Here is a 24,990-nt window from a genome sequence, read left to right on the forward strand (position 1 = left end):
AAGGGGGGGGGGGGGGGGGGGGGGGGGGTGGGGGGGGAGGGGGGGGGGGGGGGTGGGGGGGGGGGGGGGGGGGGGTTGGGGGGGGGGGGGGGGGGGGGGGGTTGGGGGGGGGGGGGGGGGGGGGGGGGGGGGGGGACCCCCCCCCCCCCCCGCTCCCACCGGTCGTCAGGCGCGTCAGGACCTCAGCGCCTCCAGCTGCTCCAGGAACCAGCGCGCCGGAGGCAGCGCCGTGCCCGCCGCGGCCAGGCGCTTCGACCGCTCCGCCCGCTCCCCGGCGCCCACCGACAACGCCTCGTGCAGCGCCTGCGCCGTCCCCGACACGTCGTACGGATTCACCACCAGCGCGTCCTCGCCCAGCTCCTCGTACGCCCCCGCCTCCCGCGACAGCACCAGCACGCACCCCTCGTCGGAGACGACCGGCACCTCCTTGGCGACGAGGTTCATGCCGTCCCTGATCGGGTTGACCAGGGCCACGTCGGCCAGCCGGTACGCCGCCAGCGACCGCGCGAAGTCGTCCTTCACGTGCAGCACGACCGGCGTCCAGTCCGCCGTCCCGAACTCCACGTTGATCGACTCCGCCACCCGCTGCACCTCGGCGGTGTAGTCCCGGTACACGGCGAGGTCCTGCCGCGACGGGTAGGCGAACGCCACGTGCACGACCCGCTCGCGCCACTCGGGCCGGTCGGTGAGCAGCTGCCGGTAGGCCAGCAGCCCCCGCACGATGTTCTTGGACAGCTCGGTCCGGTCCACCCGCACGATCGTCCGGCGCCCCTCGCCGATCTCCGTCCGCAGCGCGGCCATCCGCTCGTCCACGTCGGCCTCGTGCGACCGCTTCCGCAGGAAGTCCGCGTCGGCGCCCAGCCCGTGCACGCCGATCTCGGTGGAGCCGGTCCCGCCCACCAGCGCGTCGCAGCACGCGGTGAACGCGTCGGCCCAGCGCCGGGTGAGGAACCCGAGCCGGTCGGCGCCCAGCATGCCGCGCAGCACCTGCTCGGCGATGTCGTCCGGCAGCATCCGGAAGTAGTCCACCGGCGCCCACGGCGTGTGTGAGAAGTGGCCGATGCGCAGGTCGGGCCGGAGCTCGCGGAGCATCCCCGGCACCAGCGTCAGGTGGTAGTCCTGCACGATCGCGACCGCGCCCTCGGCGGCCTCCTCGGCCAGCGCCTCGGCGAAGGCCCGGTTGTACGCCTCGTAGGAAGCCCACCGGCGCCGGAACTCCGCGTCGAAGACGGGTTCCACGGGCGTCTGGTACAGCATGTGGTGCACGAACCACAGCACCGAGTTCGCGATCCCGTTGTACGCGTCCGCGTGCACGTCGGCCGGCACGTCCAGCATCCGCACGCCGTCCTCGCCGGTCCCGCGCCGCACCGCCTCGCGGTCGCCGTCGCCGAGCGCGGAGCACACCCACAGCGCCCCCGCGTCGGGCCCGATGGCCGACAGTCCCGAGACCAGCCCGCCACCCCCGCGTCTGGCGTGCAGCGAACCGTCCTCACGCACCTCGTACGAGACGGGCCCCCGATTGGAGGCGACCAGCACCTGAGCAGCACCGAACCTTGAAGCCATACGCCTCAACCTAGCCCGGCCCCCGAACCCTCAAACGTGGTCCGCCGGCCCTTCGGCGCGCGTGCGGCCGAGATTCACGCCACCCTCCGGGCCGCGTACTCCGCGATCTCCGTCATGGGGGGCCGTTCCTCCGTGTCCACGGTGTACGTGCGCGGCTCGAAACCGGCGGGGCCCCGCTCGAACTGGGTGAGGGCCGGCCGGACCAGGTGGCCGCGGGCCAGCCGGAGCTGGGCGGTGCGGTAGATCGCGGCGGACATCCGGCCCAGGGCCTGGCCGTCCTGGTGGCGGTGGAGGCGGACCCCGACGTCGACCTGCGCCAGGCCGTCCAGGCCCACCAGGTGCAGGGCGTCGACCAGCATGCCCAGCTCGACGCCGTACCCGACGGGGAAGGGCAGCCGTTCGAGCAGCGAGCGGCGGGCCGCGTACTCGCCGCCCAGCGGCTGCACGAAGCCGGCCAGCCGCGGCCAGTGCATGTTGAGCAGCGGGCGGGCCATCAGCTCGGTGACCCGGCCGCCCTGCCCGGGAGCCGCGCCGAGCGGACGGTCGTACATGGCCTTGACGAGGTGCACGTCCGGGTCGGTGAGCAGCGGGCCCACGATCCCGGAGACGAAGTCGGCCGAGAACTCCCGCAGGTCGGCGTCGACGAAGCAGACGAGGTCGCCCCTGGTGACCAGCAGCGAGCGCCACAGCACCTCGCCCTTGCCGGGGACGGCCGGGATGCGGGGGAGGATCGCGTCGCGGTGCACGACCCGGGCGCCCGCCGCCGCGGCCACCGCCGACGTGCGGTCGCGCGACCCGGAGTCCACGACCACGACCTCGTCGACGAGCGGGTCCCGCCCCATCAGCTCCCGGCGGATCGTCGTGACGATGTCGCCGACCGTCGCCTCCTCGTCCAGGGCGGGGAGCACCACGCTCACCGTCTGTCCGGTGGTGTGCTTGGCGGTCAGCAGCTGCCGGCGGGGCCGGTCCGTCACGGACCAGGAGCGTGCGCCCAGCCAGCGCTCGACTTCTTCCAGCACGGTCGGTGGCTCCTCTGTGATCCATCTCGCGGTACGGACGACTGTCTCAACCGCCCTGGCCTTCGGTTACAGTCTTGAACAACGCGTGGGGCCACCGCATGCCGGGGTCGCCGCGCGCACCGCACAACAATCGAATACCGCTCATCCAGAGGGGCAGAGGGATACGGCCCGTTGAAGCCCCGGCAACCCTCCAGTCGGTTCTTGTCACGCAGACGTGGCGAGGCTCCCGGCTAGGGAAGGTGCCAAATCCGTCTCGCGGCGAGATGCGTCGTGAGGAAGATGAGGAGAAAGGGCCTCGCCTCCATGGCTGTGCAGACCGCCGAAAGCACCACCACCCCCTCCGCCGCCCCCGCCGGCTCCGTCGATCTGGGCCCCGCCGCGGCGCTCTCCTGTCGCGAGTGCGGCCACCGCGTGCCGCTCGGCCCGGTCTTCGCCTGCGAGGAGTGTTTCGGCCCGCTGGAGATCGCCTACGACTTCTCGGCCTACGACACCGAGGAGCTGCGGAAGCGCATCGAGGCGGGCCCCGCGAACATCTGGCGTTACGCCCCGCTGCTGCCCGTCCCCGCCGACGTGGCCGACAAGCCGAACATCAACCCGGGCTGGACCAAGCTCGTCAAGGCCGACAACCTCGCCCGCGAGCTGGGCGTCACCGGCGGTCTCTACGTCAAGGACGACTCCGGCAACCCGACGCACTCCTTCAAGGACCGCGTCGTCGCCCAGGCCATCGAGGCCGCCCGCGCCTTCGGCTTCACCACCCTCTCCTGCTCCTCCACCGGCAACCTCGCGGGTGCCGTCGGCGCCGCCGCCGCCCGCGCCGGCTTCCGGTCCTGCGTGTTCATCCCGCACGACCTGGAGCAGGGCAAGGTCGTCATGGCCGCCGTCTACGGCGGAGAGCTCGTCGGCATCGAGGGCAACTACGACGACGTGAACCGCTTCTGCTCCGAGCTGATCGGCGACCCGGCGGGCGAGGGCTGGGGCTTCGTCAACGTCAACCTGCGGCCGTACTACGCCGAGGGCTCCAAGACGCTGGCGTACGAGATCTGCGAGCAGCTCGGCTGGCGGCTGCCCGACCAGCTCGTGGTCCCGATCGCCTCCGGCTCCCAGCTCACGAAGATCGACAAGGGTCTCCAGGAGCTGATCAGGCTCGGTCTCGTCGAGGACCGGCCGTACAGGATCTTCGGTGCCCAGGCCGCCGGCTGCTCGCCGGTGTCCACCGCCTACAAGGCCGGCCACGACGTCGTACGCCCGCAGAAGCCGGACACCATCGCCAAGTCCCTCGCGATCGGCAACCCGGCCGACGGGCCGTACGTGCTGGACATCGCGCGCCGCACCGGCGGTGCCGTCGAGGACGTGACGGACGAGCAGGTCGTCGACGCCATCAAGCTGCTCGCCCGCACCGAGGGCATCTTCGCGGAGACGGCGGGCGGCGTGACGGTCGGCGTCACCAGGAAGCTGATCGAGGACGGCGTCCTGGACCCGTCGCTCACCACCGTCGTCCTCAACACCGGCGACGGCCTGAAGACGCTGGACGCGGTGGCCGGCACCGGACTCACCACCACCATCCGCCCGAACCTGGACTCCTTCCGAGAGGCTGGCCTCGCATGAGCGTGACCGTTCGCATCCCCACCATCCTGCGCACCTACACCGGTGGAAAGGCCGAGGTCGCCGCCGACGGTACGAACCTCGGTGAGGTCATCGCCGACCTGGAGAAGAACCACACGGGCATCGCCGCCCGCGTCCTGGACGACCAGGGCAAGCTGCGCCGCTTCGTCAACGTCTACGTCAACGACGACGACGTCCGCTTCGAGCAGGGCCTGGAGACCGCCACCCCCGACGGCGCGGGCGTCTCCATCATCCCGGCGGTCGCCGGCGGCTGACCCGCCCCCGCCGTTACCATCGGTAATTGAGGTGACGCAGCGTTCATCGAATTGCCCCCTCCGTGAGAGAAGCGGAGGGGGCAATTCCATGGGATTGAGCGCGGTAGGGTTGGGGAACGCGCTCCCGATCGAAAGATCGGGAATCTCGAATTCCTGCCCGGCGCCCGACAAGATGTAGCCAAAGTGTGGGCGTATTTCGCGGCTTTTGTGCCCTTTGCGTGCCCCGACTTGACCCGAATTCAGGCGAATTCTCGCCACATTGCGGACCGGGTGCGTCCGGATTTCTCGTCCGATTGACCTGTTGCAGACGGCAGTTGGACAGATACATTCAGCCGCGGTCGACGCGTTCCGGCGCACGCCCCCAGTCGTGGGGGGCGAGGTCTGACCCGGGTCCGCGAAGTGCGGATCTGTGCAAGGGCCAGTAATAGGGGAGTTAGGCATGGCTCAGGGCACCGTCAAGTGGTTCAACGCGGAGAAGGGGTACGGCTTCATCGCGGTCGACGGTGGTGCGGATGTTTTCGTCCACTACAGCGCGATTCAGATGGACGGCTACCGCACCCTCGAAGAAGGCCAGCGGGTCGAGTTCGAGATCTCGCAGGGTCAGAAGGGCCCGCAGGCCGACATGGTTCGCCTCAGCGCCTGAGACGTCCGGCCACGCAAAGCGAACGGTTCTTCTCCGAAGGGCCCGCACCTCCCCGGAGGTGCGGGCCCTTCGGGCTGTCCGCGCCGGGGCACGGGCCTGTCCGCGCCGGGGCGCACCGGTGTTCGCCGGGGGCTGAGCGGCCGGGCCGATCCCCCGAAGGCGCTTGCACTCGATGGGGGCGAGTGCTAATCATTGGCGTTAGCACTCTGAAGGTGAGAGTGACAACGAAGGACCGGGTCGGTGAGGCCCGCAGGCCGGGTGGGGAAGGAACCACAAGGCCGGCGAGCCGTCCGTCGCGGGCGCGGGCGCGGTCCGAAGGAATCACCCCCAGTCCTGGAGGGACCACTTCACATGGCCAAGATCATCGCGTTCGACGAGGAGGCACGGCGCGGCCTCGAGCGCGGCATGAACCAGCTCGCGGACGCCGTCAAGGTGACGCTCGGCCCCAAGGGCCGCAACGTCGTCCTCGAGAAGAAGTGGGGCGCCCCCACGATCACCAACGATGGTGTCTCCATCGCCAAGGAGATCGAGCTCGAGGACCCGTACGAGAAGATCGGCGCCGAGCTGGTCAAGGAAGTCGCCAAGAAGACGGACGACGTCGCCGGTGACGGTACGACCACCGCGACCGTTCTCGCCCAGGCCCTGGTCAAGGAAGGCCTGCGCAACGTCGCGGCCGGCGCCAACCCGATGGCCCTGAAGCGCGGCATCGAGAAGGCCGTCGAGGCCGTCTCCGCCGCCCTGCTGGAGCAGGCGAAGGACGTCGAGACCAAGGAGCAGATCGCCTCCACGGCCTCCATCTCCGCCGCCGACACCCAGATCGGCGAGCTGATCGCCGAGGCCATGGACAAGGTCGGCAAGGAAGGCGTCATCACCGTCGAGGAGTCCCAGACCTTCGGTCTGGAGCTGGAGCTCACCGAGGGTATGCGCTTCGACAAGGGCTACATCTCGGCGTACTTCGCCACCGACATGGAGCGTATGGAGGCGTCGCTCGACGACCCGTACATCCTGATCGCCAACTCCAAGATCGGCAACGTCAAGGACCTGCTGCCGCTCCTGGAGAAGGTCATGCAGTCGGGCAAGCCGCTGCTGATCATCGCCGAGGACGTCGAGGGCGAGGCCCTGTCGACCCTGGTCGTCAACAAGATCCGCGGCACCTTCAAGTCCGTCGCCGTCAAGGCCCCGGGCTTCGGCGACCGCCGCAAGGCCATGCTCGGCGACATCGCCATCCTCACGGGCGGCGAGGTCATCTCCGAGGAGGTCGGCCTCAAGCTGGAGAACGCGACCCTGGACCTCCTGGGCCGCGCCCGCAAGGTCGTCATCACCAAGGACGAGACCACCATCGTCGACGGCGCCGGCTCGACCGACCAGGTCAACGGCCGCGTCAACCAGATCCGCGCCGAGATCGAGAACAGCGACTCGGACTACGACCGCGAGAAGCTCCAGGAGCGCCTGGCGAAGCTGGCCGGCGGCGTGGCCGTCATCAAGGCCGGTGCCGCCACCGAGGTCGAGCTCAAGGAGCGCAAGCACCGCATCGAGGACGCCGTTCGCAACGCGAAGGCGGCCGTCGAGGAGGGCATCGTCGCCGGTGGTGGCGTGGCCCTGCTCCAGGCCTCCCAGGTCTTCGAGAAGCTGGAGCTGACGGGTGACGAGGCGACCGGCGCCAACGCCGTGAAGCTCGCCCTGGAGGCCCCGCTCAAGCAGATCGCCGTCAACGGTGGTCTCGAGGGCGGCGTCGTCGTGGAGAAGGTCCGCAACCTCACCGTCGGCCACGGTCTGAACGCCGCGACCGGTGAGTACGTCGACATGATCGCCGAGGGCATCATCGACCCGGCGAAGGTGACGCGCTCTGCCCTGCAGAACGCCGCCTCCATCGCCGCGCTGTTCCTCACCACCGAGGCCGTCATCGCCGACAAGCCGGAGAAGGCCGCCGCGGGCGGCGCCCCGGGCGGCATGCCGGGCGGTGACATGGACTTCTGATCGGCTCCGGTCGATCAACCGTCCTACGGACCGAGGGCGGCACTCCCCGACAGGGGGGCGCCGCCCTCGGGCGTTTCCGCTCCCCGACTCCTCCCGGACGGATGTGACCTGGGCCACTCATGGCGGCCCGTCGGAATGCGGGCGACGAGCGGCCCTGTTGGCGCCGGTGGGTGCATGCGCATGCACATACTGACCGGTACCTCCGAAGGAGCCCCCACGTGACCGTCACCGCCTCCGACACCGCCTCGCGCGCCGCGCAGGTCCTCGCCCGGCCCGTCACCCTCAACGGCCTGACCGTGCCGAACCGGATCGCCATGGCCCCGATGACCCGGATGTTCTCCCCGGGCGGCGTCCCCGGCGACGACGTGGTGTCGTACTACGCCCGCCGCGCCGCCGCCGGTGTCGGTCTGATCGTCACCGAGGGCACCTACGTCGGCCACGCCTCCGCCGGGCAGAGCGACCGGGTGCCGCGCTTCCACGGCGAGGAGCAGCTGGCCGGCTGGGCGAAGGTGGCCGAGGCCGTGCACGCGGCGGGCGGCACGATCGTGCCGCAGCTGTGGCACATCGGCATGGTCCGCAAGCAGGGCGAGCCCCCCTTCGCCGACGCGCCCGCCGTCGGACCGTCCGGTCTGCGCATCGGCGAGGACGAGGTCACCGGCACGGCGATGACGCAGCGCGACCTGGACGACGTGATCGGCGCCTTCGCCGAGGCCGCGGCCGCGGCCGAGCGCATCGGGCTCGACGGTGTGGAGATCCACGGCGCTCACGGCTACCTCGTCGACCAGTTCCTGTGGGCCGGCACCAACCGCCGCACCGACGCCTACGGCGGCGACCCCGTCTCCCGCACCCGGTTCGCCGCCGAGATCGTGGCCGCCGTGCGCGACGCCGTCTCGCCCGCCTTCCCCGTGATCTTCCGCTACTCGCAGTGGAAGCAGGAGGCCTATGCCGCCCGCCTCGCCGAGACGCCCGAGGAGCTGGAGGCGATCCTCGCCCCGCTCGCCTCGGCCGGCGTCGACGCCTTCCACGCCTCCACCCGCCGCTACTGGCGCCCGGAGTTCGACGGCTCCGACCTCAACCTGGCCGGCTGGACCAAGAAGCTGACCGGCAGGCCCGCCATCACCGTCGGCTCGGTCGGCCTCGACGGCGACTTCACCAAGGCATTCCTGGGCGAGGGCGCCCCCGTCGGCAGCCTCGACAACCTCCTCGACCGCATGGAGCGCGACGAGTTCGACCTCGTCGCCGTCGGCCGCGCGCTGCTCCAGGACCCCCAGTGGGCCGAGAAGGTCCTCGCCGGCCGCTTCGACGCGCTCGCCCCCTACGACGCGGCGTCGATCAAGACCCTCAGCTGAGCGCCGCGCGCACCACGGCGTAGGGTCCGTGGATCACCAACTGGCGTACGGCCTGCGGTAGACCAGTGAGGAGTGATCGATGAGCACGACCGGACCCGTGGTGCGCACCGTCGGCGGCGCGGTGCGCGGACAGACCGCGGACGGCCTGGCCGTCTTCCGCGGCATCCCCTTCGCCGAAGCCCCGGTCGGGCCGGCCAGGTTCGCCGCCCCGCGCCCCGCCCGCCCCTGGGACGGCACCCGCGACGCGTACGCCTTCGGCCCGCCGCCCCCGCAGGACCTGGGCCTGGCGGGCCCGGCCGGCACCCAGTCCGGGGGCGACGACTGGCTGACGGTCAACGTCTGGACCCCCGAGCCCGACCCGGCCGCGCGCCGCCCGGTGATGGTGTGGATCTACGGCGGTGCCTACAAGCTCGGCCACTCCGGCAGCCCCGGCTACGACGCCCGCCGCATAGCCGTCGACGGCGACCTCGTCGTCGTCACCTTCAACTACCGGGTCGGCATGGAGGGCTTCGCCCACATCGAGGGCGCCCCCGCCAACCGGGGCCTGCTCGACCAGGTGGCCGCGCTGGAGTGGGTGCGGGACAACATCACCGCGTTCGGCGGCGACCCGGACCGGGTGACCGTCTTCGGCGAGTCGGCGGGCGCCGGTTCGGTCGCCTCCCTGCTGGCCATGGACCGCGCGGCCGGGCTCTTCCACCGGGCCATCGCCCAGAGCGTGCCGGGCACCTTCTTCTCCGCCGAACTCGCCCGGGACATCGGCACCGCGCTGGCCGCCGAGATCGGCCTGCGCCCCACCGTCGCCGACCTGGCGGCCGTGGACCCCGACCAGCTGGTCAAGGCGGGGCAGTCCCTCGCCCCGAAGATGCCCGGCCAGGTGGCCCGCTGGGGCCAAGCCGCGCCCACCGTCACCCCGTACTCGCCGGTCGTCGACGGCGAGGTGCTGCGGGTCACGCCGTGGCAGGCGCTGGCGACCGGCGCGGCCCGGGACGTCGACCTGGTCGTCGGCCACAACCGCGACGAGAACCGCCTGTTCACCGCGATGGCGGGCAAGCTCGGCCGGATCGGCGACGAGCGCGCGAGCGCCGCCCTCGCCCTGTACGCGCCGGGCGGCGAGGCGGCCTACCGGGCCGCGTACCCCGACGCGTCCGCCAACGACCTGTACGAACGCGTCCAGACGGACTGGCTGTTCGGCATGCCGTCGCTGCACCTGGCCGAGGCGCACCTCGCGGGCGGTGGCCGGGCGCACGTCTACGAGCTGACCTGGGCGGCCCCGGGCAGCGGCGGTGCCTTCGGCGCCTGCCACGCCCTGGACGTCCCCCTGCTCTTCGGCACCTTCGAGGCGGACCTGGGGCTGCTGCTCTTCGCCGGTGCGGAACCGTCCGCCGAGGCGCTGGCCCTGTCGTCCCGTTTCCGCTCCGCCTGGACGGCGTTCGCGCGCACCGGTGACCCGGGCTGGCCGGCGTACGACACCGAGCGGCGCCTGGTCCAGGTGCTGGACGCGGAGCCGGCCGTCGTGCCGTACCCGGAGGAGACGTCGCGTCGCTTGTGGGAGGGCCACGAGTTCGCGGCGCTGCCTCTGCTGGGGTGAGGCCGGTACGCCGGGCCGTGCCGGTGGAGTGAACGTGAGGGCCGCCCGGCGTGACGGGCGCGGGCCGTCTCGGCGGCTCTCTGCGGGTGGTGGGGCGCGCTGGGCGCGCGGCGACATGTGCCGTGCGGCGTGTGGCAAGCGGGTTGTTCCGTAGGTCTGGCGGGGGTGGTCTCGAAAAGCGTGGACACTTCGCCCCGAAGTGTTCACGCTTTCGGGACCACCTCTGGCCCCACGGTCACCTGGAAGCCGACGACGCCTTGAGGGCGCTGACGAAGAACACCCAGGCATCGGCCCGGAACAGGAGATTCGGGCCGTAGGGGTTCTTGGAGTCGCGGACCGGGACGACGGCCGCATTGCCGACGGAGGCTTCGAGGCAGTTGTCGCCGCTTCCGCCGCTGTAGCTGGACCTGTGCCAGTCGTTCTCAGGGTTGGTCTCCATGGGCGTAATTCTGCGCCACCTGCTCGATCATGGACAGGGACTTCCCAGGCGGGAGGGCGGACATCATCAGCAGGTCGTAGTAGCCGCGGTAGCGCGCAACCGTAGCGGGGTCGTCGTCGACCCGTCCGGTACCGACTCCTTCGAGATAGACCAGGGGTGGGGTGTCCGCGAAGTCCATCAGCCGCACACAGCCCTGCATCGCCGGATGCGCGCCCACATCGAAGGTCAGCACCTGCACGATGACCCGGTTGTCCCGCATCAGCGCGGCGAGGTGGCGGAGGGCCTCCGCCATTACCGCGCGCCCGCCGGTGGCCCGGTGCAGCGCGGCTTCGTCAAGGACGGCCCACAACACAGGCCCTGTTGGATCGGCGAGCACACGGGCTCGCTCCATCCGTGCCGCCACGAGCTCGTCGATCACATCGTCCGCCGCAGTCGGCTGGTAGGCGCGGCAAACGGCCCGCGTATATCCCGGGGTTTGCAGCAACCCCGGGACCAGCATCGACGCGTACTCCCTGATCGTCGTCGCCGACCTCTCCGCCTCCGCCGCCTCGGCGAAATGCTCGGGGTACTTCGACTTCGCCGAAGCCGCGCAGTTCCGCCGGAAGAAGTCCTCCGTCCCCAGCGCCTCGTCCAGCAGCCGCGCGTACTCCGGCTGCATCCTGCGCGTACCGGACTCCAGCTGCCCGATGAACGAGCCGCTGACGAACAGCCGGCCGCCCAGGTCGTCCTGGCTCAGCCCGGCCTTCTCGCGGGCGTGCCGCAGTTCGGCGCCCAGCAGGGCGCGGGGGGACGACGAGGGGTCGAGGTCTTTCGGTCCAGGCATGGCAGCGGAACTCCCGGTCGTACAGCGAGGGTTGTTGGGGCGCCCTGTCTGGCCAGGTTAGAACCGGTCGGACACGCTGTGTCGCGAATCATGAACTCTGTGTGGAGGTGAGGAAGCGTGCGGTCGACCGAAGAAGTCGTCGAGACCCTGCGACAGGCCCTCGTGGGCGCCGGTGTGGTGTTGCCGTCCCTGGGCGTCGATCCGGTGACGGGCGCGAGCGAGGAGCCGTTCGCGCTGGTCGAGCTGGGGCGCTGCAACGTGCGGGTCGCCGAGCGGCTGGCCTCGGTGGTGCGGGGTGAGCGGCCGCCGGTGGGCGCGCACGCCGTGGACGTGCGGGACGGGCGCGTGGGCGAGGTCATGGGGCACGGCGAGGGCGGCGTGCGGCTGCGGCCGGTCGGCGGCGGACGTGCGTGGGACTGCCCGGTCGCGTCAGTGGCGGACGCGAGCCCGGGGGACGTGATGCGGGCCCGGCTGCACAGGACGAACCAGGAGAGCGTCCAGGGCTGATCCGGAGCCGCGATCCGTTCCGCCGCCGTCAGCGGCTCGGCTCAGAGGCCGCCCATCGGCTCCACGTCCACCCGCACCGGCGTCCCCCACACCCGCAGCACCTCGTAGTCCGTGAACTCGTGGACGAGCCGGTACGCCATCGCCGCGCGGGGCGCGCGCAGTTGGGCCGCGATGTACAGCTCGGCCTCGCGGCGGTCGCGGCGCGGGGTGCCGCACAGCTGCCACGCCTGCCCGTTCCACAGCTCGGGCAGCCAGCGCTGCTGGGGCTGCGGCCGGTCGCCGCGCGTCCCGTACCGGGACGGGACCGGCTCGGTGGGCCGCGCGGGCAGCGGGCCCCCGTTGTACTCGGCGCGGCGGGCGGCGCGGCGCCGGGTCTCGCAGAGCAGGCAGAGGTCGGGGGCGGCCTGGTCCACCGGCCCGTTCGGGTGCTCGGGGCAGCGGGTGACGGGAGCCGCCGCCGTGACACTCTCCTCCAGCTGGTCCAGCGCGCGCTTCAGGTCGGCGCGGACCTCGTGCAGCTTGGCGTCCGGCGTGTCGGCGGTGAGGGCCTCGCCGTGCTCACCGAGGAGACGCAGGGCGCGGCCCAGGGCGGTCAGCTGGGCGTGGTTCATGCTCCCCAGCGTCGCACACGGTGCGGCCGGCGCCCTCGTCCAGACCGAAGAAGTACGTCGCCGCGAACCCGACCACGTACCCGGTGAGCAGCCCGCCCCCGTACACTCCCGCCGTCGCCGCCCACCCCCCGCCGCCCGCCAGGAGCGGGAACAGCGCCCAGCCGGACGGGCCGATCGCCGTCGCCCCCACCTCGGTGCCGAGCATCGCGAACAGGCCGACGAAGGCACCGCCCGCCGCCCCGCCCACGCAGGCGGTGAGGAAGGGGCGGCCGAGAGGCAGGGAGACGCCGTAGATCAAGGGTTCGCCGACGCCCAGCAGCCCGGCGGGGAGCGCCGACCTGATCGTCGTCCGCAGGGACGTGTCGTGGCGCAGCCGGACGTAGACCGCCGCGGCCGCGCCGACCTGGCCGGCCCCGGCCATGGCCAGCAGGGGCAGCAAGGCGGTGTGGCCCTGCTGCTCGATGAGGGTGGTGTGCAGGGGGATGAGGGCCTGGTGCAGGCCCAGCATCACCAGGGGGAGGAAGAGGCCGCCGAGGACCAGTCCGGCCAGGGCGCCCGTCGTCGCCAGCAGCCAGGTCGCGGCGGCGCCGACGGCCGTGGCGGCCTCGCCGGCCGCGTACATGAGGAGGTACAGGGTGACCAGGCCGGGGACCAGGACCGTCAGGGTGGGGGTGAGCAGGACGTCCAGGGTGCCGGGGAAGCGGGCGCGGCACCACTTCTCGACCCGGGTGGCCAGCAGGGCCGCCGCCAGCGCGCCGAGGACGCCGCCCTGGCCGGGGGCGAGCGCGGCGCCGAACACGGTCACCTTCGCGACACCCGGGTAGACGACGACGGCGGCGACCGCGCCGCCCAGCACGGGCGTGCCGCCGAACTCCTTCGCCGTGTTGTGGCCGACGAACACCGCGATCAGCGCCATGAAGGCGGAGGAGACGGCCGCCAGGGCCGGGGTGATGCCGGGGAGCAGCCCCAGGTTCGTGAGCAGGCCGCCGACGCCCGCGACGATTCCGCAGCCGATCAGCGCCGGGATGAGCGGGACGAAGATGTCCGCGACGCGGCGCAGGGCCGTCCGCAGGGGCGTCGCGGCCCGCTGCCGCTGACGCTCCTTCAGCGCGGCGCCGCGCCGGGCGAGGACGTCTGCCGTGCCGCCGCCCCCGGCCGCCAGCAGCGCCTCGAAGGCCTCCGTCACCCGCCCGACCACGCCGGGGCCCAGCACCACCTGGTACGAGTCGCCGTCCTCCACCACCCCGAGCACGCCGGGCAGGGCGCGCAGCGCCTCGTCCTCCACCCGGGACCGGTCGGCCAGGCCCAGGCGGAGGCGGGTCATGCAGTGGGCGACGGAGACGACGTTGGCGGGGCCGCCGACCAGGGGGAGCAGCGCGGCGGCCGTGGAGTGGGGGTCCTTGTGCACCCCCCGAGCGTGCGGTCAGCCCCGTCCCGCCGCCAGCGCGGCGCGCAGGTGGCCGCCGGAGTCCTCCAGAAGGCGGGCGGCCGTCGGGCCGTCCACGTCGGCCAGCAGGGTCAGGATCGCGTCCTTGACCTCACCGCCGGTGGCGGTCAGCGCGCGCTCGATCTCGTCGTCGGCGGCGCCGGTGGCCAGTGCCACGATCCGGCGGGAGCGGGCGCGCAGCTTCTCGTTGGAGGCGCGCACGTCCACCATCAGGTTCCCGTAGGTCTTGCCGAGGCGGATCATCGTGATCGTCGACAGCATGTTCAGGACCAGCTTCTGCGCCGTGCCGGCCTTCAGGCGGGTCGACCCGGTGATCAGCTCGGGGCCGGTGACGACCTCGATGCCGTGCTCGGCGGCGGCCGCCAGGGCGCTGCCCCGGTTGCAGGCGAGGCCCACGGTCAGGGCGCCGAGCGCGCGGGCGTGCTCGACGGCGCCGACGGCGTACGGGGTGCGGCCGGAGGCGGAGACGCCGACCACCGCGTCGTCGGCGGTGAGACCGAGGGCGTCCAGGTCGGCGCGGGCCAGCTCGGCCGAGTCCTCGGCGCCCTCGACGGAGGTGACCATGGCCTCCGGGCCGCCCGCGATGAGGCCGACGACCTGTCCGGGGGCGGTGTTGAAGGTGGGCGGGCACTCCGAGGCGTCCAGTACGCCGAGCCGGCCGGCCGTGCCGGCGCCCGCGTAGACCAGCCGTCCGCCGCGGGCCATCCGGGCGGCCACCGCGTCGATCGCGGCGGCGATCTCGGGCAGCCGCTCGGCGACGGCGGAGGGCACGGTCAGGTCCTCGCCGTTCATGGCCCGCGCGATGTCCAGTGTGGGGAGCCGGTCGATCTCGGCCAGCTCGGGCCGGAACGCCTCGGTGGCGAGGGTCTCCAACTGGGAGCGGAGGTCGGGGTGGTGGGGGGTTGAGGTCATGACGGAGCAGCTCTCTTCGGTGACTTTTCCATTGTGGGTCGAGGCAGCTTGTCCCAGGGGCGCGGGGAACTGCGCGATCAGCCGCGCACTGCCCGCAGTCGCCCACGACGAGCACCCTCTACGGTCTCCCGCGCGGCCCCCCGTGGCGATGCGCCAGCGCCTCGTAGGACGCCGCGAGCGCCGGCGCCGCCGACTCGTAGGTCCGCTGCGCCACGCCCACGAAGAGACAGTCCACCACCAGCAGCTGGCTGGTCCGGGACGACATCGCCGCCGGCCGCAGCTCGCTCTCCCGCGATGTGGAGGTGGTCAGCACGTGGTCGGCGTACTGCGTGACGGGGCTGTCGGGGCGGCCGGTGATGGCGACGGTCGTCGCGCCGCGTTCGAAGGCCACCCGCAGCGGCTCGATGACGTCCCCCGTCGATCCGGAGTGGGTGATCGCGAGGGCGACGTCCCCGGCGCGCAGCTGCACCGCGTTGGTGACGGCGAGGTGCGGGTCGCCGGGGGCGTGCGCCATCAGCCCTATCCGCAGCAGCTTCTGGGTGAGGTCCTGGGCGACCAGGCCGGAGGCGCCGATGCCGTACACGTCGGTGCGGCGGGCGGCGGCGAGCGCGGTGACGGCCGCGCCGAGCTGGACGGTGTCCAGTCCGGCGGCGGTGTCGGCGAGGGTCTGCTGCTCGTCGTAGGCCAGCTTGGCGACGACGTCGGCGATCGGGTCGTCGACCGCGATGTCGGTCGTGATGGCGGGTGCGCGGCCGGACTGCTGCTGGGCGGCGAGTCCGGCGAGCGCGAGGCGCAGATCGCGGTAGCCGGGGTAGCCGAGGAGCCGGGCCGTGCGGACGACGGTCGCCTCGCTGGTGCCGGTGAGCTCGGCGAGGCCGGTGACCGTGAGGGCCGCGCAGCCGGCCGGGTCGTTCGCCACGGCCTCGGCGACCCGCTGCATGGACCGTGTCATCGAGGGCGCCAGCGTGCGCACCTTGGCCGCGAGGGCGCCGGGCGCGGGGGGTGTGCCGCCGCTTCCGGCGCCGCGACGGCCGGCGGACGCGGTGCCGCCCGCCGCCCTGCCGCCCGGACTGCCGAAAGTTTCCTTCACTTCATCGGTCACTCATGAAAGATATTTTCGTTTCGGTCCGCGGGTCAAGAGTGCGCACAATGGGTGCATGGACCCCATCAGCCCTCTGGAGCAGACGCTGCATGCCGCGCGCGCCCTCGTCCTCGCCGACCTGGTGGCGGGCCAGGTCGCCGAGCCCGACGTCGTGTCGCTGGTCGAGGAGTCCGTCACCGAGCGCCGCTGGTGGGTCGAGCAGTGGCCGGAGGGTGCGGAGTTCGTCGCCGGGCTGGTCGCCCAGGACGTGCAGGACGCCCTGCTGGAGCGGTACGGTCGCTGGCCGCTGTGCCCGGTGTGCGGCGCGGGCGACCCGCACGCGCTGGACGTCGAGCCGGAACTGGGCCCCGACCCGCACTGGGTGTGCGGCAAGGCGGGCGTGAAGGTCGCGGCGGTCGGTTCGCTGGGCGCCGTCGGCCCGTCCGCGTCGTGAGGCCGGACCGGTGACCGTCTACATCGACCCGCCGACCTGGCCCGGCCACGGCCGGCTGTGGTCGCACCTCGTCAGCGACGTCTCCTACGCCGAACTCCACGCGTTCGCCGAGACCCTGGGCGTGCCGCGCCGCGCCTTCGAACGCGACCACTACGACCTCCCCGCCCAGCGGTACGCCGACGCCGTGTCCGCCGGGGCGCTGGAGGTCAGCAGCCGCGAGGTGGTGCGGCTGCTGCACGGTGCGGGGCTGCGGCGCAGGAAGGGCGGGGCTCAGCCGCGCAGCTCGTAGGCGAGCAGCTCCTCGTCCTCGGCGACCAGGCGGTAGCCGGCGCGGGTGACGACGGCCTGCGAGCGGACGTTGTCCCGGTCGATCTTCGCGAGGAGGATGGTGCCGCCCTCGCGGGCCGGCGGCCAGGCCGACAGCGCGCGCAGCGCCTCGGTGGCGTAGCCCTGGCCGCGGGCGTCCTCCGCGAGGTCGTAGCCGACCTCGGCCCGGCCCTCCTCGTCCGGCGGCCCGTGGAAGCCCATGGCACCGACCGCGCGGCCGTCCTCGTTCCGGACGAGCGCGAACATGCCCCACTCCGGCCGGTGCACACCCGCCTCGTAGTCCTTCAGCAGCAGTCCCGCGCCCTCCCGCGTGCCCTGGAAGGGCCCGCTGTCGGTCCACACGAACCCGCCGTCGCCACCGGCCGCCAGATCGGCGGCCGAGGCCGGGGTGAGGCCCACGAGGGTGAGCCGTCCGGCGGGCAGGGCCAGGTTGTTCTTCCAGCGCCACCCGGTCAGCGGGGCACGCCCCGACAGGTCGCCGCGCCCGGTGGCCCACAGCAGGGTGCGCCAGGGGTCGGTGCCGGGCTGGACGTGCGGGAAGATCCGGGCGAGGACGTCGGCGCACAGCCCGGCGGGCGGCTCGTACGCCAGGCCGAGGCCCTCGGCGATGTCGTGCGTGTGCACGAGCACCTCGGTGATCCCCATCGCCGCGAACCCCTCGCGGTCCGCGCTGCGGAAGGGGTACGGGTGGAAGGCTCGGACCTCGCGCGGGGTGGTGCGGACGGTGGCGGCGAGCAGGGCGCCGGTCGTCTCGATCACCTGGAGCACGCCCTCGTTGCCGGTGCCCTCGTCCAGGGTCAGCTCGAAGGGCACGTAGGCCTCGGTGGCGCGTCCGGCCAGCTGGCCCGCGTAGGCGATGAGGTCGCCCGCGACGTGCTCCGCCGTGTACCGGCAGCTCCACTCCAGCCGGCCGGCCCGCGCCCCCTCCCAGTCCCGGTCGGTCACCGTCCGCAGCAGCGCGACGGCGCCCGCGACGGCCTCCTCCACCTGTTCCCCGCCCATGGTCCGCATGCCGGGCAGGCTACGGCGCGCGGCCCCCGCCGGGCGACAGCATTTCCAGCTCGCCGGTGAGGTTGTACCGGGCGGTCGTCTCCCACGCGCGCCGCCCGTGCGGGGTGTGGAACAGCCGGGGCAGGGCGAGGAGTTGGCGGAGCACCGCGGCGCGTCCCTCGCGGAAGGCGTCGTCCGGCACGAAGTGGTACTCCTCGCGCACGGCCGCCGTGTACGCGGCGTACGCCGACGGCGGCGAGGCCAGCACGGCCAGGTCGGCGTCGCACAGCACCTGCCCGTCGCGGTCGCCGTCGGCCGGGGCGTGGGTGACGGTGAGCCGCACCAGCCGGACCACCTCGGCGGTCCTGGGCGCCGGCACGCCCGCCTCGGTCAACGCCCGCTCGGCCAGGCGGGCCGACCGCTCCTCGTTCTCGGACCGCTCGGGCCGGTACACCGCGTCGTGGAACCACGCGGCCAGCCGGACCGCGGCCGGGTCGGCCGCGTACTCCTCCAGCACGTCGACGTGGTCCAGGACCGCGGTCAGGTGGGCGAGCGTGTGGTAGCGCCGCTGGGGCTCGGACCACCGGCGCAGCAGGTCGTCCGCGTACCGGTCCGGGTCGGGGTGACCGGCGCCCTCGCGGGCCGGGACGAGGGCGTGCAGCCAGCGGGAGCGCAGGGCGTCGAGATCGGCCATGGCGGCCATTCTTCCAGCGGGACCGGACCGCCGGCCCGGTCCGTGCGGTCCCGGCTCCGTGCGGTCCCGGGTGGGTGTGGTCGCGGCTCCGTGCGGTCCCGGGTGGGTGTGGTCGCGGCTCCGTGCGGTCCCGGGTGGGTGCGGTCCGAGGCCCGCGGTGTCCGGGCCCGCTGTGTCCGAGGTCCGGGGTGTCGGTGGCGTCCGGGACACCGATGTCCGAAGCCCGTGGTGTCCGCGGTGTCCGCGGTGTCCGCGGTGTCCGTGGCATCCGGGGCCCGTGGTGCTGACCTCGGGGCGGGGCCGCGCCTACCGTGGGGCCATGACGACTCCCGCAGACGTGCACGACGTACGCGACCCCGAGCGGCCCGGCCGGCTGCTGGCCCTCGAACGGGACGAGCTGGTGCCGCTGCTGCGCTCCCGGGCGGACGGCGACTTCGCGCTGCCGGTGGCCGCGTGCCCGGGATGGACCGTGCGGGACGTGCTGGCGCACTGCTCCGCCGCGCTGGTCCGGGTGGTGGAGAACCGCTTCGAGGACGGCGTCTTCTCCCCCGAGTCCAACGACCGGGACATCGCCGAGCGCGCCGACTGGACGCACGCCCGTGTCCTCGACGAACTGGAGCGCGGGATGACGGAAGCCGGCCCGGTGATCGCCCGCGCCGACGGCGCGCTGGACGGGATCGCCCTGGGGGAGTGGGTGCACGCGGGCGACGTGCGGGTCGCCCTCGGCGAGCCGGGGGCGTACGCGGGGCGCGGGCTGCCGGAGGCGCTGGCGCTGCTCGGCACCCTCACCCGCGACCGCGGCCACGTCCCGCTCCACGCCGACCTCGACGACGTGGACGAGCCGCTGAAGCTGGGCGCGGTGAGCGGCGAGCGGCCGCCGGGGCGGTTCATCGGGGACGCCGCGACCCTCGTACGGCTGTACGCCGGCCGGCCCGTGAACGACACGGCGGGCGCGGACGGCGCGGCCGGGTACGAGCTGGCCGGGGTGCGGGCGGCGGAGCTGAACCTCTTCGGCGGCTGAGCGGGCCGGTGGGCCGAGACGGAACCCGGCCCGGCTGTCTGGGCGTAGTCTTGGATTGGACTAGACCTGTAGTAGGCCGACGAATGGGGTCCCATGAGCAAGCGTGCAGTCCTGGAGGTGATCGCCCTCGACGTCGAGGACGCGGTCGCCGCCCAGGCCGGAGGCGCGGATCGCCTCGAACTGGTCACCGACATGGCGGCCGACGGCCTCACCCCGTCGACCGCGACGGTCGCCGCGATCCGCGGGGCCGTCGACATCGACCTGCGGGTGATGCTGCGGCTCGCGGACGGGTTCGCCGCCGGGGACGTCGAGCGGCTGGTGCGGCTCGCCGCGGAGATGCGGGAGGCCGGGGCCACGCAGTTCGTGCTCGGCTTCCTCGACGCGCACGGCGACGTGGACCTCGTCGCCGTGGAGCGGGTCGCCGGGGCGCTGGACGGGTGCCGGTGGACCTTCCACCGCGCGATCGACCGCGCCGCCGACCGGGACGCCCTGCGCAAGCAGCTCGCGGACTTCCCGGGGCTGGACACCTACCTGACCGCCGGGTCGGCGGCCGGGGTGGACGACGGGCTGCCCGTGCTGCTCGCCGAGGCGCGGCGGCGGGGCGAGCCGGGGTACGAGCAGCGGCTGCTGGTCGGCGGCGGTCTGCGGCTGGACCACGTACGGGGTCTGCGGGACGCCGGGATCGACGGCTTCCACATCGGCGGCGCGGCGCGGCCCTCCGGGTGGACCGGCCCGGTGTCCGCGCAGGCCGTGGCGGAGTGGCGCCGGGCACTGGACGCCTAGGCGGCGGCCCCGCTCCTGCCGCACCCCCGTGGCCGCGGGGGGTGGTCGTGCCGCCCCGGTGGCACGGCCGGCCGCCCCCGGGTACGGCGGCACCGGGCCGACCGGGCCGACCGCGCGGGCCCGGTGCGGCGCTACCGGGCCAGCTGCGCGGGCAGGTCCGTGCCGTGGGTCACGATCAGGCCCGAGACCGCGCGGGTCAGCGCCACGTACAGCCGCCGCAGCCCGGTCCGCTCGTCCGGCTCGCCGTCGACCACCGCCCCCGGCTCGTCCAGGACCACGTAGTCGTACTCCAGGCCCTTGGCCAGGGAGGCCGGGACCAGGGTCAGGCGGGTGGCGCGCGTGGTCTCCTCGCCGGGACCCACGAAGCCGAGCCCGGCCGCCCCGAGGGCCGCCGCCAGCTCCGGCACCCGCGCGTCGGCGGCGATCAGGCCGACCGAGCCCTCCCGTGCCAGCAGCTCGCGGCAGGCCGCCAGCACGTCCGCCGTGCCCGCCGTACCCGGCGACGTCGGGCGGATGTCGAAGAAGCCCGGGTTCTCGCGGATCGACGCCACCGGCGTCAGGCCCGGCGCGATGTGCGGCAGCAGCCGGGAGGCGTACGCGATCACGTCCGTCGGCACCCGGAAACCGGCCGTCAGCTCCTCCACCACGGCCTCGCCCTTGCCCAGGTGGGCCAGCGCCTCGGACCAGCTGCGGGTCGCCCACGGCGTGGTCCCCTGCGCCAGGTCCCCGAGGACGGTCGCCGAACCGGTGGTGCAGCGCCGGCCCACCGCGCGGTACTGCATGGGGGACAGGTCCTGCGCCTCGTCGAGCACCACGTGCCCGAGGGAGTGGGTGCGCTCGACCAGATCGGTGGCCTCGTCGATCAGCACGGCGTCGGCGGCCGACCACCGGGCCGTCCGCACCGAGCGGGCCGGCTTCACCCACAGCACCGCCTTGCGCTCCTCCTCGGTGAGGACGCCCGCGGAGTGCTCCGCGAGGAAATCCGCGTCCGACAGCAGGCGCAGGACCAGCTTCGCGGGCTCCACCTGCGGCCAGACCTGCTTCACCAGCGCCTTCACGGCGGCGTTGCGGGCCACCGCGTTCTGCACCCGGTCGTCCGGCGCCTCGCCGGCCCGCTCCATCTGCACCAGCACCGCGTGCGCGATCCGCTGGGGAAGGGCCTCACGGGCGGCCCCGTAGCGGATGTCGCGGGCCAGCAGCTCGCGGACGATCTCCTCCACCTCGTACGCCGCCACCCGCCAGCGCCGCGAGCCGCGCACCACGACGACCCCCTCGTTGGGCGGGGTGACGTGCGAGTAGAGCGCCCGGCGCAGCACCTCCGCCATCCGCGCGTCGCCCTTGACCACCGCCGTCGCCGCCTCGTCCGCGCCCCGCACCTCGACGTGGGCCACCAGGTCGTCGACGGTGGCCTGGCGGACCGTCAGCTCGCCGAGGGCGGGGAGCACCTGCTCGATGTAGTGCAGGAAGGACCGGTTCGGCCCGATGACCAGGGTGCCGGTGCGGGCGAGGCGCTCACGGTGCGCGTAGAGGAGGTAGGCGACCCGGTGCAGGCCGACGGCGGTCTTCCCGGTGCCGGGGCCGCCCTGCACGCAGACCGAGCCGGACAGTCCGGCGCGCACGATCTCGTCCTGCTCGGGCTGGATGGTCGCCACGATGTCGCGCATCGGACCGACGCGGGGCCGCTCGATCTCCCGCTGGAGCAGCCGGCTGGTGACCGCCGCCTCCGCCGGGTCGGACAGGTGCTCGTCCTCGTACGCCGTCAGCTCGCCGCCGGTGTAGCCGAAGCGGCGGCGCAGCGCGACGTCCAGCGGGTCCTTCTTCGACGCCCGGTAGAACGGCTGCGACACCGGCGCCCGCCAGTCGATCACCATCGGGTCGCCGTCCCCGTCGTGCACGTGCCGGCGCCCGATGTAGAAGCTCTCCCCCTCCGCGCCCTCGGCCCGTTCCGCGCCCGGGGAGTGCAGGTAGTCGAGCCGGCCGAAGAACAGCGGGGTGTCGCTGAGGTCGGCGAGCGCCTTGATGCGCTCCTCGATCTGGCTCTCCAGCACCGCGGCGTTGACCCAGTTCGCGGTGACGTCGGTGATGTCGAGGGCCTCCACGTCGGCGCGCATGGCGCGCAGGGCGGCACGGGACGCGGCGAGATGCGAGCGCTCGCGGGTCAGGGGGTCGTCGTGGACGGGCGTGGACAAGGGAGTGCCTCCGGGGGGCCGTCGTGGGCTGGGCGCGGGTGCGCGCGAGGAGCCGACCGGTTTCCGTCCGGAGGGCGGCACTCCGCGAGGGAGGCGGGCAGGAGCGGAGAGTGTAGGGGAGCGAGGACCGCGGGGGCCAACCGTTTTCCCGGCCCCGGCCGGCCCCGGCCCGGCGCGGCCTGCCACCGGCCTGCCGCCGCACCCCGTCGTCCCCTAGGGGACGCACCCTCCTGCCCGAGGGGTCCGGGTCCCTCTGAAGGGGGACGGGACGCGGGCCGGGGTTGGGTCCTTGGACCGATGCCGGACCGGGGTCCGCGGTCGCACCATGGAGACATGAGCGCAGCAACCATCTCCCCCGCCCCGGCACCGGGCCGCGCGTCCGGTGCCACGCCCGTGGCCGGCAGCCACCGGCACCGGCTCGGTGACGCCCTGCGCGCCGTCAGGGTGTTCGCGGGCGCCGCCTTCGACGTGGTCGTGCTCGGCGAGTACGGCGAGGAGGCCGGCGTCCGCCGCAGGTGAGCGCCCCGGGAGCCGGCCCCGGCGTCAGCTCTCGGTCAGCAGCTCGTCCGCGTCCATGATCCGGTACGCGTAGCCCTGCTCCGCCAGGAAGCGCTGGCGGTGCGCGGCGAAGTCCTGGTCGAGCGTGTCGCGCGCGACCACGGAGTAGAAGTGCGCCTGGTGGCCGTCGGACTTCGGGCGCAGCACCCGTCCGAGGCGCTGCGCCTCCTCCTGCCGGGACCCGAAGGTGCCCGACACCTGGACGGCGACCGTGGCCTCCGGCAGGTCGATGGAGAAGTTCGCGACCTTCGACACCACGAGGACGCTGATCTCGCCCTGGCGGAAGGACTCGAAGAGCTTCTCCCGCTGGGCGTTGGACGTCTCGCCCTTGATGACCGGCGCCCCCAGGTGCTCGCCCAGCTCGTCGAGCTGGTCGATGTACTGCCCGATGACGAGGATCTGCTGCCCGGCGAAGCGCCGGACGATCGCCTCCGTCACCTTCCGCTTGGTCGCGGTCGTCGCGCAGAAGCGGTACTTCTCCTCCGTCTCGGCGGTGGCGTACGCGAGCCGCTCGGAGTCGGTGAGGTTGACCCGGACCTCCACGCAGTCGGCGGGCGCGATGTAGCCCTGCGCCTCGATCTCCTTCCACGGCGCGTCGAACCGCTTCGGACCGATCAGGGAGAACACGTCCGACTCGCGGCCGTCCTCGCGCACCAGCGTCGCGGTCAGGCCGAGCCGCCGCCGCGCCTGGAGGTCGGCGGTGAACTTGAAGACCGGCGCCGGCAGCAGGTGCACCTCGTCGTAGACGATCAGGCCCCAGTCCCGGGAGTCGAACAGCTCCAGGTGCGGGTAGACGCCCTTGCGGCGGGTCGTCAGCACCTGGTAGGTCGCGATGGTGACGGGCCGGATCTCCTTCCTCGTCCCGCTGTACTCGCCGATCTCGTCCTCGGTGAGGGAGGTCCGCTTCACCAGCTCGTGCTTCCACTGCCGGGCGGAGACGGTGTTGGTCACCAGGATCAGCGTCGTCGACTTGGCCTGCGCCATCGCACCGGCCCCGACCAGGGTCTTGCCCGCGCCGCAGGGCAGCACGACGACGCCGCTGCCGCCGTGCCAGAAGTTCTCCACCGCCTGCTTCTGGTACGGGCGCAGCGCCCAGCCGTCCTCGGCCAGCTCGATCGAGTGCGCCTCGCCGTCGACGTACCCGGCGAGGTCCTCGGCGGGCCAGCCCAGCTTCAGCAGCGTCTGCTTGATCTGCCCGCGCTCGGAGGGGTGCACGGCCACCGTGTCCGGGTCGATGCGGGTGCCGACCAGCGGCGCGATCCGCTTCGACTTCAGCACTTCCTCCAGCACCGGACGGTCCGTGGTCGTCAGGACCAGCCCGTGCGCCGGGTGCTTGGAGAGGGTGAGGCGGCCGTAGCGGTCCATGGTCTCGGCGATGTCGACGAGCAGCGCGTGCGGCACCGGATAGCGGCTGTACTCGACGAGCGCGTCCACGACCTGCTCGGCGTCGTGGCCGGCCGCCCGCGCGTTCCACAGGCCCAGCGGGGTCACCCGGTAGGTGTGGATGTGCTCCGGCGCCCGCTCCAGCTCGGCGAACGGCGCGATGGCCCGACGGCAGTCGCCGGCCTGCTCGTGGTCGACTTCGAGGAGCAGGGTCTTGTCGGACTGGACGATCAGCGGACCATTCACGGGCGGCACCCTTTCACGCGCTACGGCCGACCGCGACGGGACGGATCGGCCAAACATCCAGTGTGCCTGATCGCGCGGACCGGCTACCTGAGACTGATGTTGTTGATCAGCGGCCCCTCGATGGTGACGCCCTCCGTGAGCAGGGGTTCGACGCCGGCGACGGGGAGGGGCAGCGGCAGCGCGGTGGCCTCGGGGGCGAGCGCCCCGAACAGCGCGGCGGCGGTGATCAGGGCGGCGACGGAGACGGCGACGGCGGAACGGGTGGCGGAGCGGCAGGGATCGGCGGGCTTGGCGCGCATGCGGGTCCTTTCGGGGAGACCGGGAGATCGGGAGACCGGCGGGGGAGGGGGGAGGAGATCCGGGCGGGAGGGAGAGGAGATCCGGGCGGGAGGGGGAGGAGATCCGGAGCGGGGGGGGGGCAGGGGGGCGGGGGCGGGGTGCCCCAAAGGGGGGGGGCCCCCGAAAGGGGCAAGGTCCCCCACAGAGGAAGACGCAAAAGCGAAACCAAA

At 73.4% G+C, this 24,990-nt stretch carries 25 protein-coding genes and 1 riboswitch; of the genes, 12 read left to right on the forward strand and 13 right to left on the reverse strand.

The window, feature by feature from the left end:
* Positions 1–174: 174 nt before the first annotated feature.
* Complete coding sequence (locus AC07FV_RS27000; protein ID WP_479089860.1) at positions 175–1,563, reverse strand: alpha,alpha-trehalose-phosphate synthase (UDP-forming); 1,389 nt, start codon at positions 1,561–1,563, stop codon at positions 175–177.
* A gap of 74 nt (positions 1,564–1,637) precedes the next feature.
* Positions 1,638–2,582, reverse strand: coding sequence for a glucosyl-3-phosphoglycerate synthase (locus AC07FV_RS27005; RefSeq protein WP_479089861.1), 945 nt, complete (start codon positions 2,580–2,582; stop codon positions 1,638–1,640).
* A 138-nt stretch (positions 2,583–2,720) separates the two neighbouring features.
* Positions 2,721–2,868: riboswitch (SAM riboswitch) on the forward strand.
* A gap of 17 nt (positions 2,869–2,885) precedes the next feature.
* Between AC07FV_RS27005 and thrC the strand changes: the two genes are divergently transcribed.
* From thrC to AC07FV_RS27035, 6 genes are all read left to right on the forward strand, one after another.
* Entirely contained in the window at positions 2,886–4,187 is a 1,302-nt protein-coding gene (gene thrC / locus AC07FV_RS27010) for a threonine synthase (protein WP_479089862.1), read from the forward strand.
* Positions 4,184–4,459: a MoaD/ThiS family protein gene (locus AC07FV_RS27015; RefSeq protein ID WP_479089863.1), complete on the forward strand. Its 276-nt coding sequence runs from the start codon at positions 4,184–4,186 to the stop codon at positions 4,457–4,459. The genes thrC and AC07FV_RS27015 overlap by 4 nt, the downstream gene beginning before the upstream one ends.
* 439 nt (positions 4,460–4,898) lie before the next feature.
* The gene (locus tag AC07FV_RS27020; RefSeq protein ID WP_004929928.1) at positions 4,899–5,102 is read left to right on the forward strand and encodes a cold-shock protein; all 204 of its coding nucleotides are present in this window, start codon (positions 4,899–4,901) and stop codon (positions 5,100–5,102) included.
* A gap of 351 nt (positions 5,103–5,453) precedes the next feature.
* Entirely contained in the window at positions 5,454–7,079 is a 1,626-nt protein-coding gene (gene groL, locus AC07FV_RS27025; protein ID WP_053133035.1) for a chaperonin GroEL, read from the forward strand.
* A gap of 218 nt (positions 7,080–7,297) precedes the next feature.
* Complete coding sequence (locus AC07FV_RS27030) at positions 7,298–8,428, forward strand: NADH:flavin oxidoreductase (protein ID WP_479089865.1); 1,131 nt, start codon at positions 7,298–7,300, stop codon at positions 8,426–8,428.
* A 79-nt stretch (positions 8,429–8,507) separates the two neighbouring features.
* Positions 8,508–10,016: a carboxylesterase/lipase family protein gene (locus AC07FV_RS27035; RefSeq protein ID WP_479089867.1), complete on the forward strand. Its 1,509-nt coding sequence runs from the start codon at positions 8,508–8,510 to the stop codon at positions 10,014–10,016.
* A 235-nt stretch (positions 10,017–10,251) separates the two neighbouring features.
* Here the strand turns inward: AC07FV_RS27035 and AC07FV_RS27040 are convergent, their stop codons facing one another.
* Together AC07FV_RS27040 and AC07FV_RS27045 are read right to left on the reverse strand one after the other, a co-directional pair.
* Positions 10,252–10,455, reverse strand: a complete 204-nt coding sequence (locus tag AC07FV_RS27040; protein ID WP_479089869.1) for a DUF397 domain-containing protein — start codon at positions 10,453–10,455, stop codon at positions 10,252–10,254.
* Entirely contained in the window at positions 10,439–11,278 is an 840-nt protein-coding gene (locus AC07FV_RS27045; protein ID WP_479089870.1) for a helix-turn-helix domain-containing protein, read from the reverse strand. Before AC07FV_RS27045 ends, AC07FV_RS27040 begins: the two co-directional genes overlap by 17 nt.
* A gap of 117 nt (positions 11,279–11,395) precedes the next feature.
* On the opposite strand from AC07FV_RS27045, the gene AC07FV_RS27050 reads away from it, so the two are divergent.
* A complete protein-coding gene (locus AC07FV_RS27050; RefSeq protein WP_479089872.1) occupies positions 11,396–11,785 on the forward strand; it encodes a hypothetical protein in 390 nt (129 codons plus the stop codon).
* A gap of 41 nt (positions 11,786–11,826) precedes the next feature.
* Here the strand turns inward: AC07FV_RS27050 and AC07FV_RS27055 are convergent, their stop codons facing one another.
* From AC07FV_RS27055 to AC07FV_RS27070, 4 genes are all read right to left on the reverse strand, one after another.
* Positions 11,827–12,396, reverse strand: a complete 570-nt coding sequence (locus AC07FV_RS27055; RefSeq protein WP_479089874.1) for a hypothetical protein — start codon at positions 12,394–12,396, stop codon at positions 11,827–11,829.
* Positions 12,344–13,804, reverse strand: coding sequence for a PTS transporter subunit EIIC (locus AC07FV_RS27060; RefSeq protein WP_479089875.1), 1,461 nt, complete (start codon positions 13,802–13,804; stop codon positions 12,344–12,346). Before AC07FV_RS27060 ends, AC07FV_RS27055 begins: the two co-directional genes overlap by 53 nt.
* 15 nt (positions 13,805–13,819) lie before the next feature.
* A complete protein-coding gene (gene murQ, locus AC07FV_RS27065) occupies positions 13,820–14,755 on the reverse strand; it encodes an N-acetylmuramic acid 6-phosphate etherase (RefSeq protein WP_479089876.1) in 936 nt (311 codons plus the stop codon).
* 118 nt (positions 14,756–14,873) lie between these two features.
* Positions 14,874–15,857: a MurR/RpiR family transcriptional regulator gene (locus AC07FV_RS27070; RefSeq protein ID WP_479089877.1), complete on the reverse strand. Its 984-nt coding sequence runs from the start codon at positions 15,855–15,857 to the stop codon at positions 14,874–14,876.
* 55 nt (positions 15,858–15,912) lie between these two features.
* On the opposite strand from AC07FV_RS27070, the gene AC07FV_RS27075 reads away from it, so the two are divergent.
* Together AC07FV_RS27075 and AC07FV_RS27080 are read left to right on the forward strand one after the other, a co-directional pair.
* The gene (locus AC07FV_RS27075; RefSeq protein WP_479089879.1) at positions 15,913–16,290 is read left to right on the forward strand and encodes a hypothetical protein; all 378 of its coding nucleotides are present in this window, start codon (positions 15,913–15,915) and stop codon (positions 16,288–16,290) included.
* Between the two features lie 10 nt (positions 16,291–16,300).
* Positions 16,301–16,579 carry a DUF4031 domain-containing protein gene (locus tag AC07FV_RS27080; RefSeq protein ID WP_479089880.1) on the forward strand — a complete coding sequence of 93 codons (279 nt, stop codon included), beginning with the start codon at positions 16,301–16,303 and terminating at the stop codon, positions 16,577–16,579.
* Here the strand turns inward: AC07FV_RS27080 and AC07FV_RS27085 are convergent.
* Both AC07FV_RS27085 and AC07FV_RS27090 read right to left on the reverse strand, forming a co-directional pair.
* Complete coding sequence (locus AC07FV_RS27085; RefSeq protein WP_479089882.1) at positions 16,561–17,628, reverse strand: GNAT family N-acetyltransferase; 1,068 nt, start codon at positions 17,626–17,628, stop codon at positions 16,561–16,563. The genes AC07FV_RS27080 and AC07FV_RS27085 overlap by 19 nt on opposite strands.
* Positions 17,629–17,638: 10 nt before the next feature.
* Positions 17,639–18,301 carry an HD domain-containing protein gene (locus tag AC07FV_RS27090; protein WP_479089884.1) on the reverse strand — a complete coding sequence of 221 codons (663 nt, stop codon included), beginning with the start codon at positions 18,299–18,301 and terminating at the stop codon, positions 17,639–17,641.
* 319 nt (positions 18,302–18,620) lie between these two features.
* On the opposite strand from AC07FV_RS27090, the gene AC07FV_RS27095 reads away from it, so the two are divergent.
* Both AC07FV_RS27095 and AC07FV_RS27100 read left to right on the forward strand, forming a co-directional pair.
* On the forward strand, positions 18,621–19,322 hold the full coding sequence (locus tag AC07FV_RS27095; protein WP_479089886.1) for a maleylpyruvate isomerase family mycothiol-dependent enzyme: 702 nt from the start codon (positions 18,621–18,623) through the stop codon (positions 19,320–19,322).
* Positions 19,323–19,415: 93 nt separating this feature from the next.
* Complete coding sequence (locus tag AC07FV_RS27100; protein WP_479089888.1) at positions 19,416–20,105, forward strand: copper homeostasis protein CutC; 690 nt, start codon at positions 19,416–19,418, stop codon at positions 20,103–20,105.
* Between the two features lie 131 nt (positions 20,106–20,236).
* On the opposite strand, the gene AC07FV_RS27105 is transcribed toward AC07FV_RS27100, so the two are convergent.
* The gene (locus AC07FV_RS27105; protein WP_479089890.1) at positions 20,237–22,294 is read right to left on the reverse strand and encodes a HelD family protein; all 2,058 of its coding nucleotides are present in this window, start codon (positions 22,292–22,294) and stop codon (positions 20,237–20,239) included.
* A gap of 333 nt (positions 22,295–22,627) precedes the next feature.
* On the opposite strand from AC07FV_RS27105, the gene AC07FV_RS27110 reads away from it, so the two are divergent.
* Complete coding sequence (locus AC07FV_RS27110) at positions 22,628–22,813, forward strand: hypothetical protein (protein ID WP_053132991.1); 186 nt, start codon at positions 22,628–22,630, stop codon at positions 22,811–22,813.
* A gap of 24 nt (positions 22,814–22,837) precedes the next feature.
* On the opposite strand, the gene AC07FV_RS27115 is transcribed toward AC07FV_RS27110, so the two are convergent.
* Both AC07FV_RS27115 and AC07FV_RS27120 read right to left on the reverse strand, forming a co-directional pair.
* Positions 22,838–24,481, reverse strand: coding sequence for a DNA repair helicase XPB (locus AC07FV_RS27115; RefSeq protein ID WP_479089891.1), 1,644 nt, complete (start codon positions 24,479–24,481; stop codon positions 22,838–22,840).
* Between the two features lie 83 nt (positions 24,482–24,564).
* A complete protein-coding gene (locus AC07FV_RS27120; protein WP_479089893.1) occupies positions 24,565–24,780 on the reverse strand; it encodes a hypothetical protein in 216 nt (71 codons plus the stop codon).
* Between the last annotated feature and the right edge of the window lie 210 nt (positions 24,781–24,990).

This window comes from Streptomyces sp. NPDC045956 (assembly GCF_056430705.1).

What these genes read in the sequence shown, in the direction of transcription:
- AC07FV_RS27000 (WP_479089860.1), bottom strand. Translation starts at nt 1,563, where the DNA reads ATGGCTTCAAGGTTCGGTGCTGCTCAGGTGCTGGTCGCCTCCAATCGG.
- thrC (WP_479089862.1), top strand. Translation starts at nt 2,886, where the DNA reads ATGGCTGTGCAGACCGCCGAAAGCACCACCACCCCCTCCGCCGCCCCC.
- AC07FV_RS27015 (WP_479089863.1), top strand. Translation starts at nt 4,184, where the DNA reads ATGAGCGTGACCGTTCGCATCCCCACCATCCTGCGCACCTACACCGGT.
- AC07FV_RS27020 (WP_004929928.1), top strand. Translation starts at nt 4,899, where the DNA reads ATGGCTCAGGGCACCGTCAAGTGGTTCAACGCGGAGAAGGGGTACGGC.
- groL (WP_053133035.1), top strand. Translation starts at nt 5,454, where the DNA reads ATGGCCAAGATCATCGCGTTCGACGAGGAGGCACGGCGCGGCCTCGAG.
- AC07FV_RS27035 (WP_479089867.1), top strand. Translation starts at nt 8,508, where the DNA reads ATGAGCACGACCGGACCCGTGGTGCGCACCGTCGGCGGCGCGGTGCGC.
- AC07FV_RS27040 (WP_479089869.1), bottom strand. Translation starts at nt 10,455, where the DNA reads ATGGAGACCAACCCTGAGAACGACTGGCACAGGTCCAGCTACAGCGGC.
- AC07FV_RS27045 (WP_479089870.1), bottom strand. Translation starts at nt 11,278, where the DNA reads ATGCCTGGACCGAAAGACCTCGACCCCTCGTCGTCCCCCCGCGCCCTG.
- AC07FV_RS27055 (WP_479089874.1), bottom strand. Translation starts at nt 12,396, where the DNA reads ATGAACCACGCCCAGCTGACCGCCCTGGGCCGCGCCCTGCGTCTCCTC.
- murQ (WP_479089876.1), bottom strand. Translation starts at nt 14,755, where the DNA reads ATGACCTCAACCCCCCACCACCCCGACCTCCGCTCCCAGTTGGAGACC.
- AC07FV_RS27075 (WP_479089879.1), top strand. Translation starts at nt 15,913, where the DNA reads ATGGACCCCATCAGCCCTCTGGAGCAGACGCTGCATGCCGCGCGCGCC.
- AC07FV_RS27085 (WP_479089882.1), bottom strand. Translation starts at nt 17,628, where the DNA reads ATGCGGACCATGGGCGGGGAACAGGTGGAGGAGGCCGTCGCGGGCGCC.
- AC07FV_RS27090 (WP_479089884.1), bottom strand. Translation starts at nt 18,301, where the DNA reads ATGGCCGATCTCGACGCCCTGCGCTCCCGCTGGCTGCACGCCCTCGTC.
- AC07FV_RS27095 (WP_479089886.1), top strand. Translation starts at nt 18,621, where the DNA reads ATGACGACTCCCGCAGACGTGCACGACGTACGCGACCCCGAGCGGCCC.
- AC07FV_RS27100 (WP_479089888.1), top strand. Translation starts at nt 19,416, where the DNA reads ATGAGCAAGCGTGCAGTCCTGGAGGTGATCGCCCTCGACGTCGAGGAC.
- AC07FV_RS27110 (WP_053132991.1), top strand. Translation starts at nt 22,628, where the DNA reads ATGAGCGCAGCAACCATCTCCCCCGCCCCGGCACCGGGCCGCGCGTCC.
- AC07FV_RS27120 (WP_479089893.1), bottom strand. Translation starts at nt 24,780, where the DNA reads ATGCGCGCCAAGCCCGCCGATCCCTGCCGCTCCGCCACCCGTTCCGCC.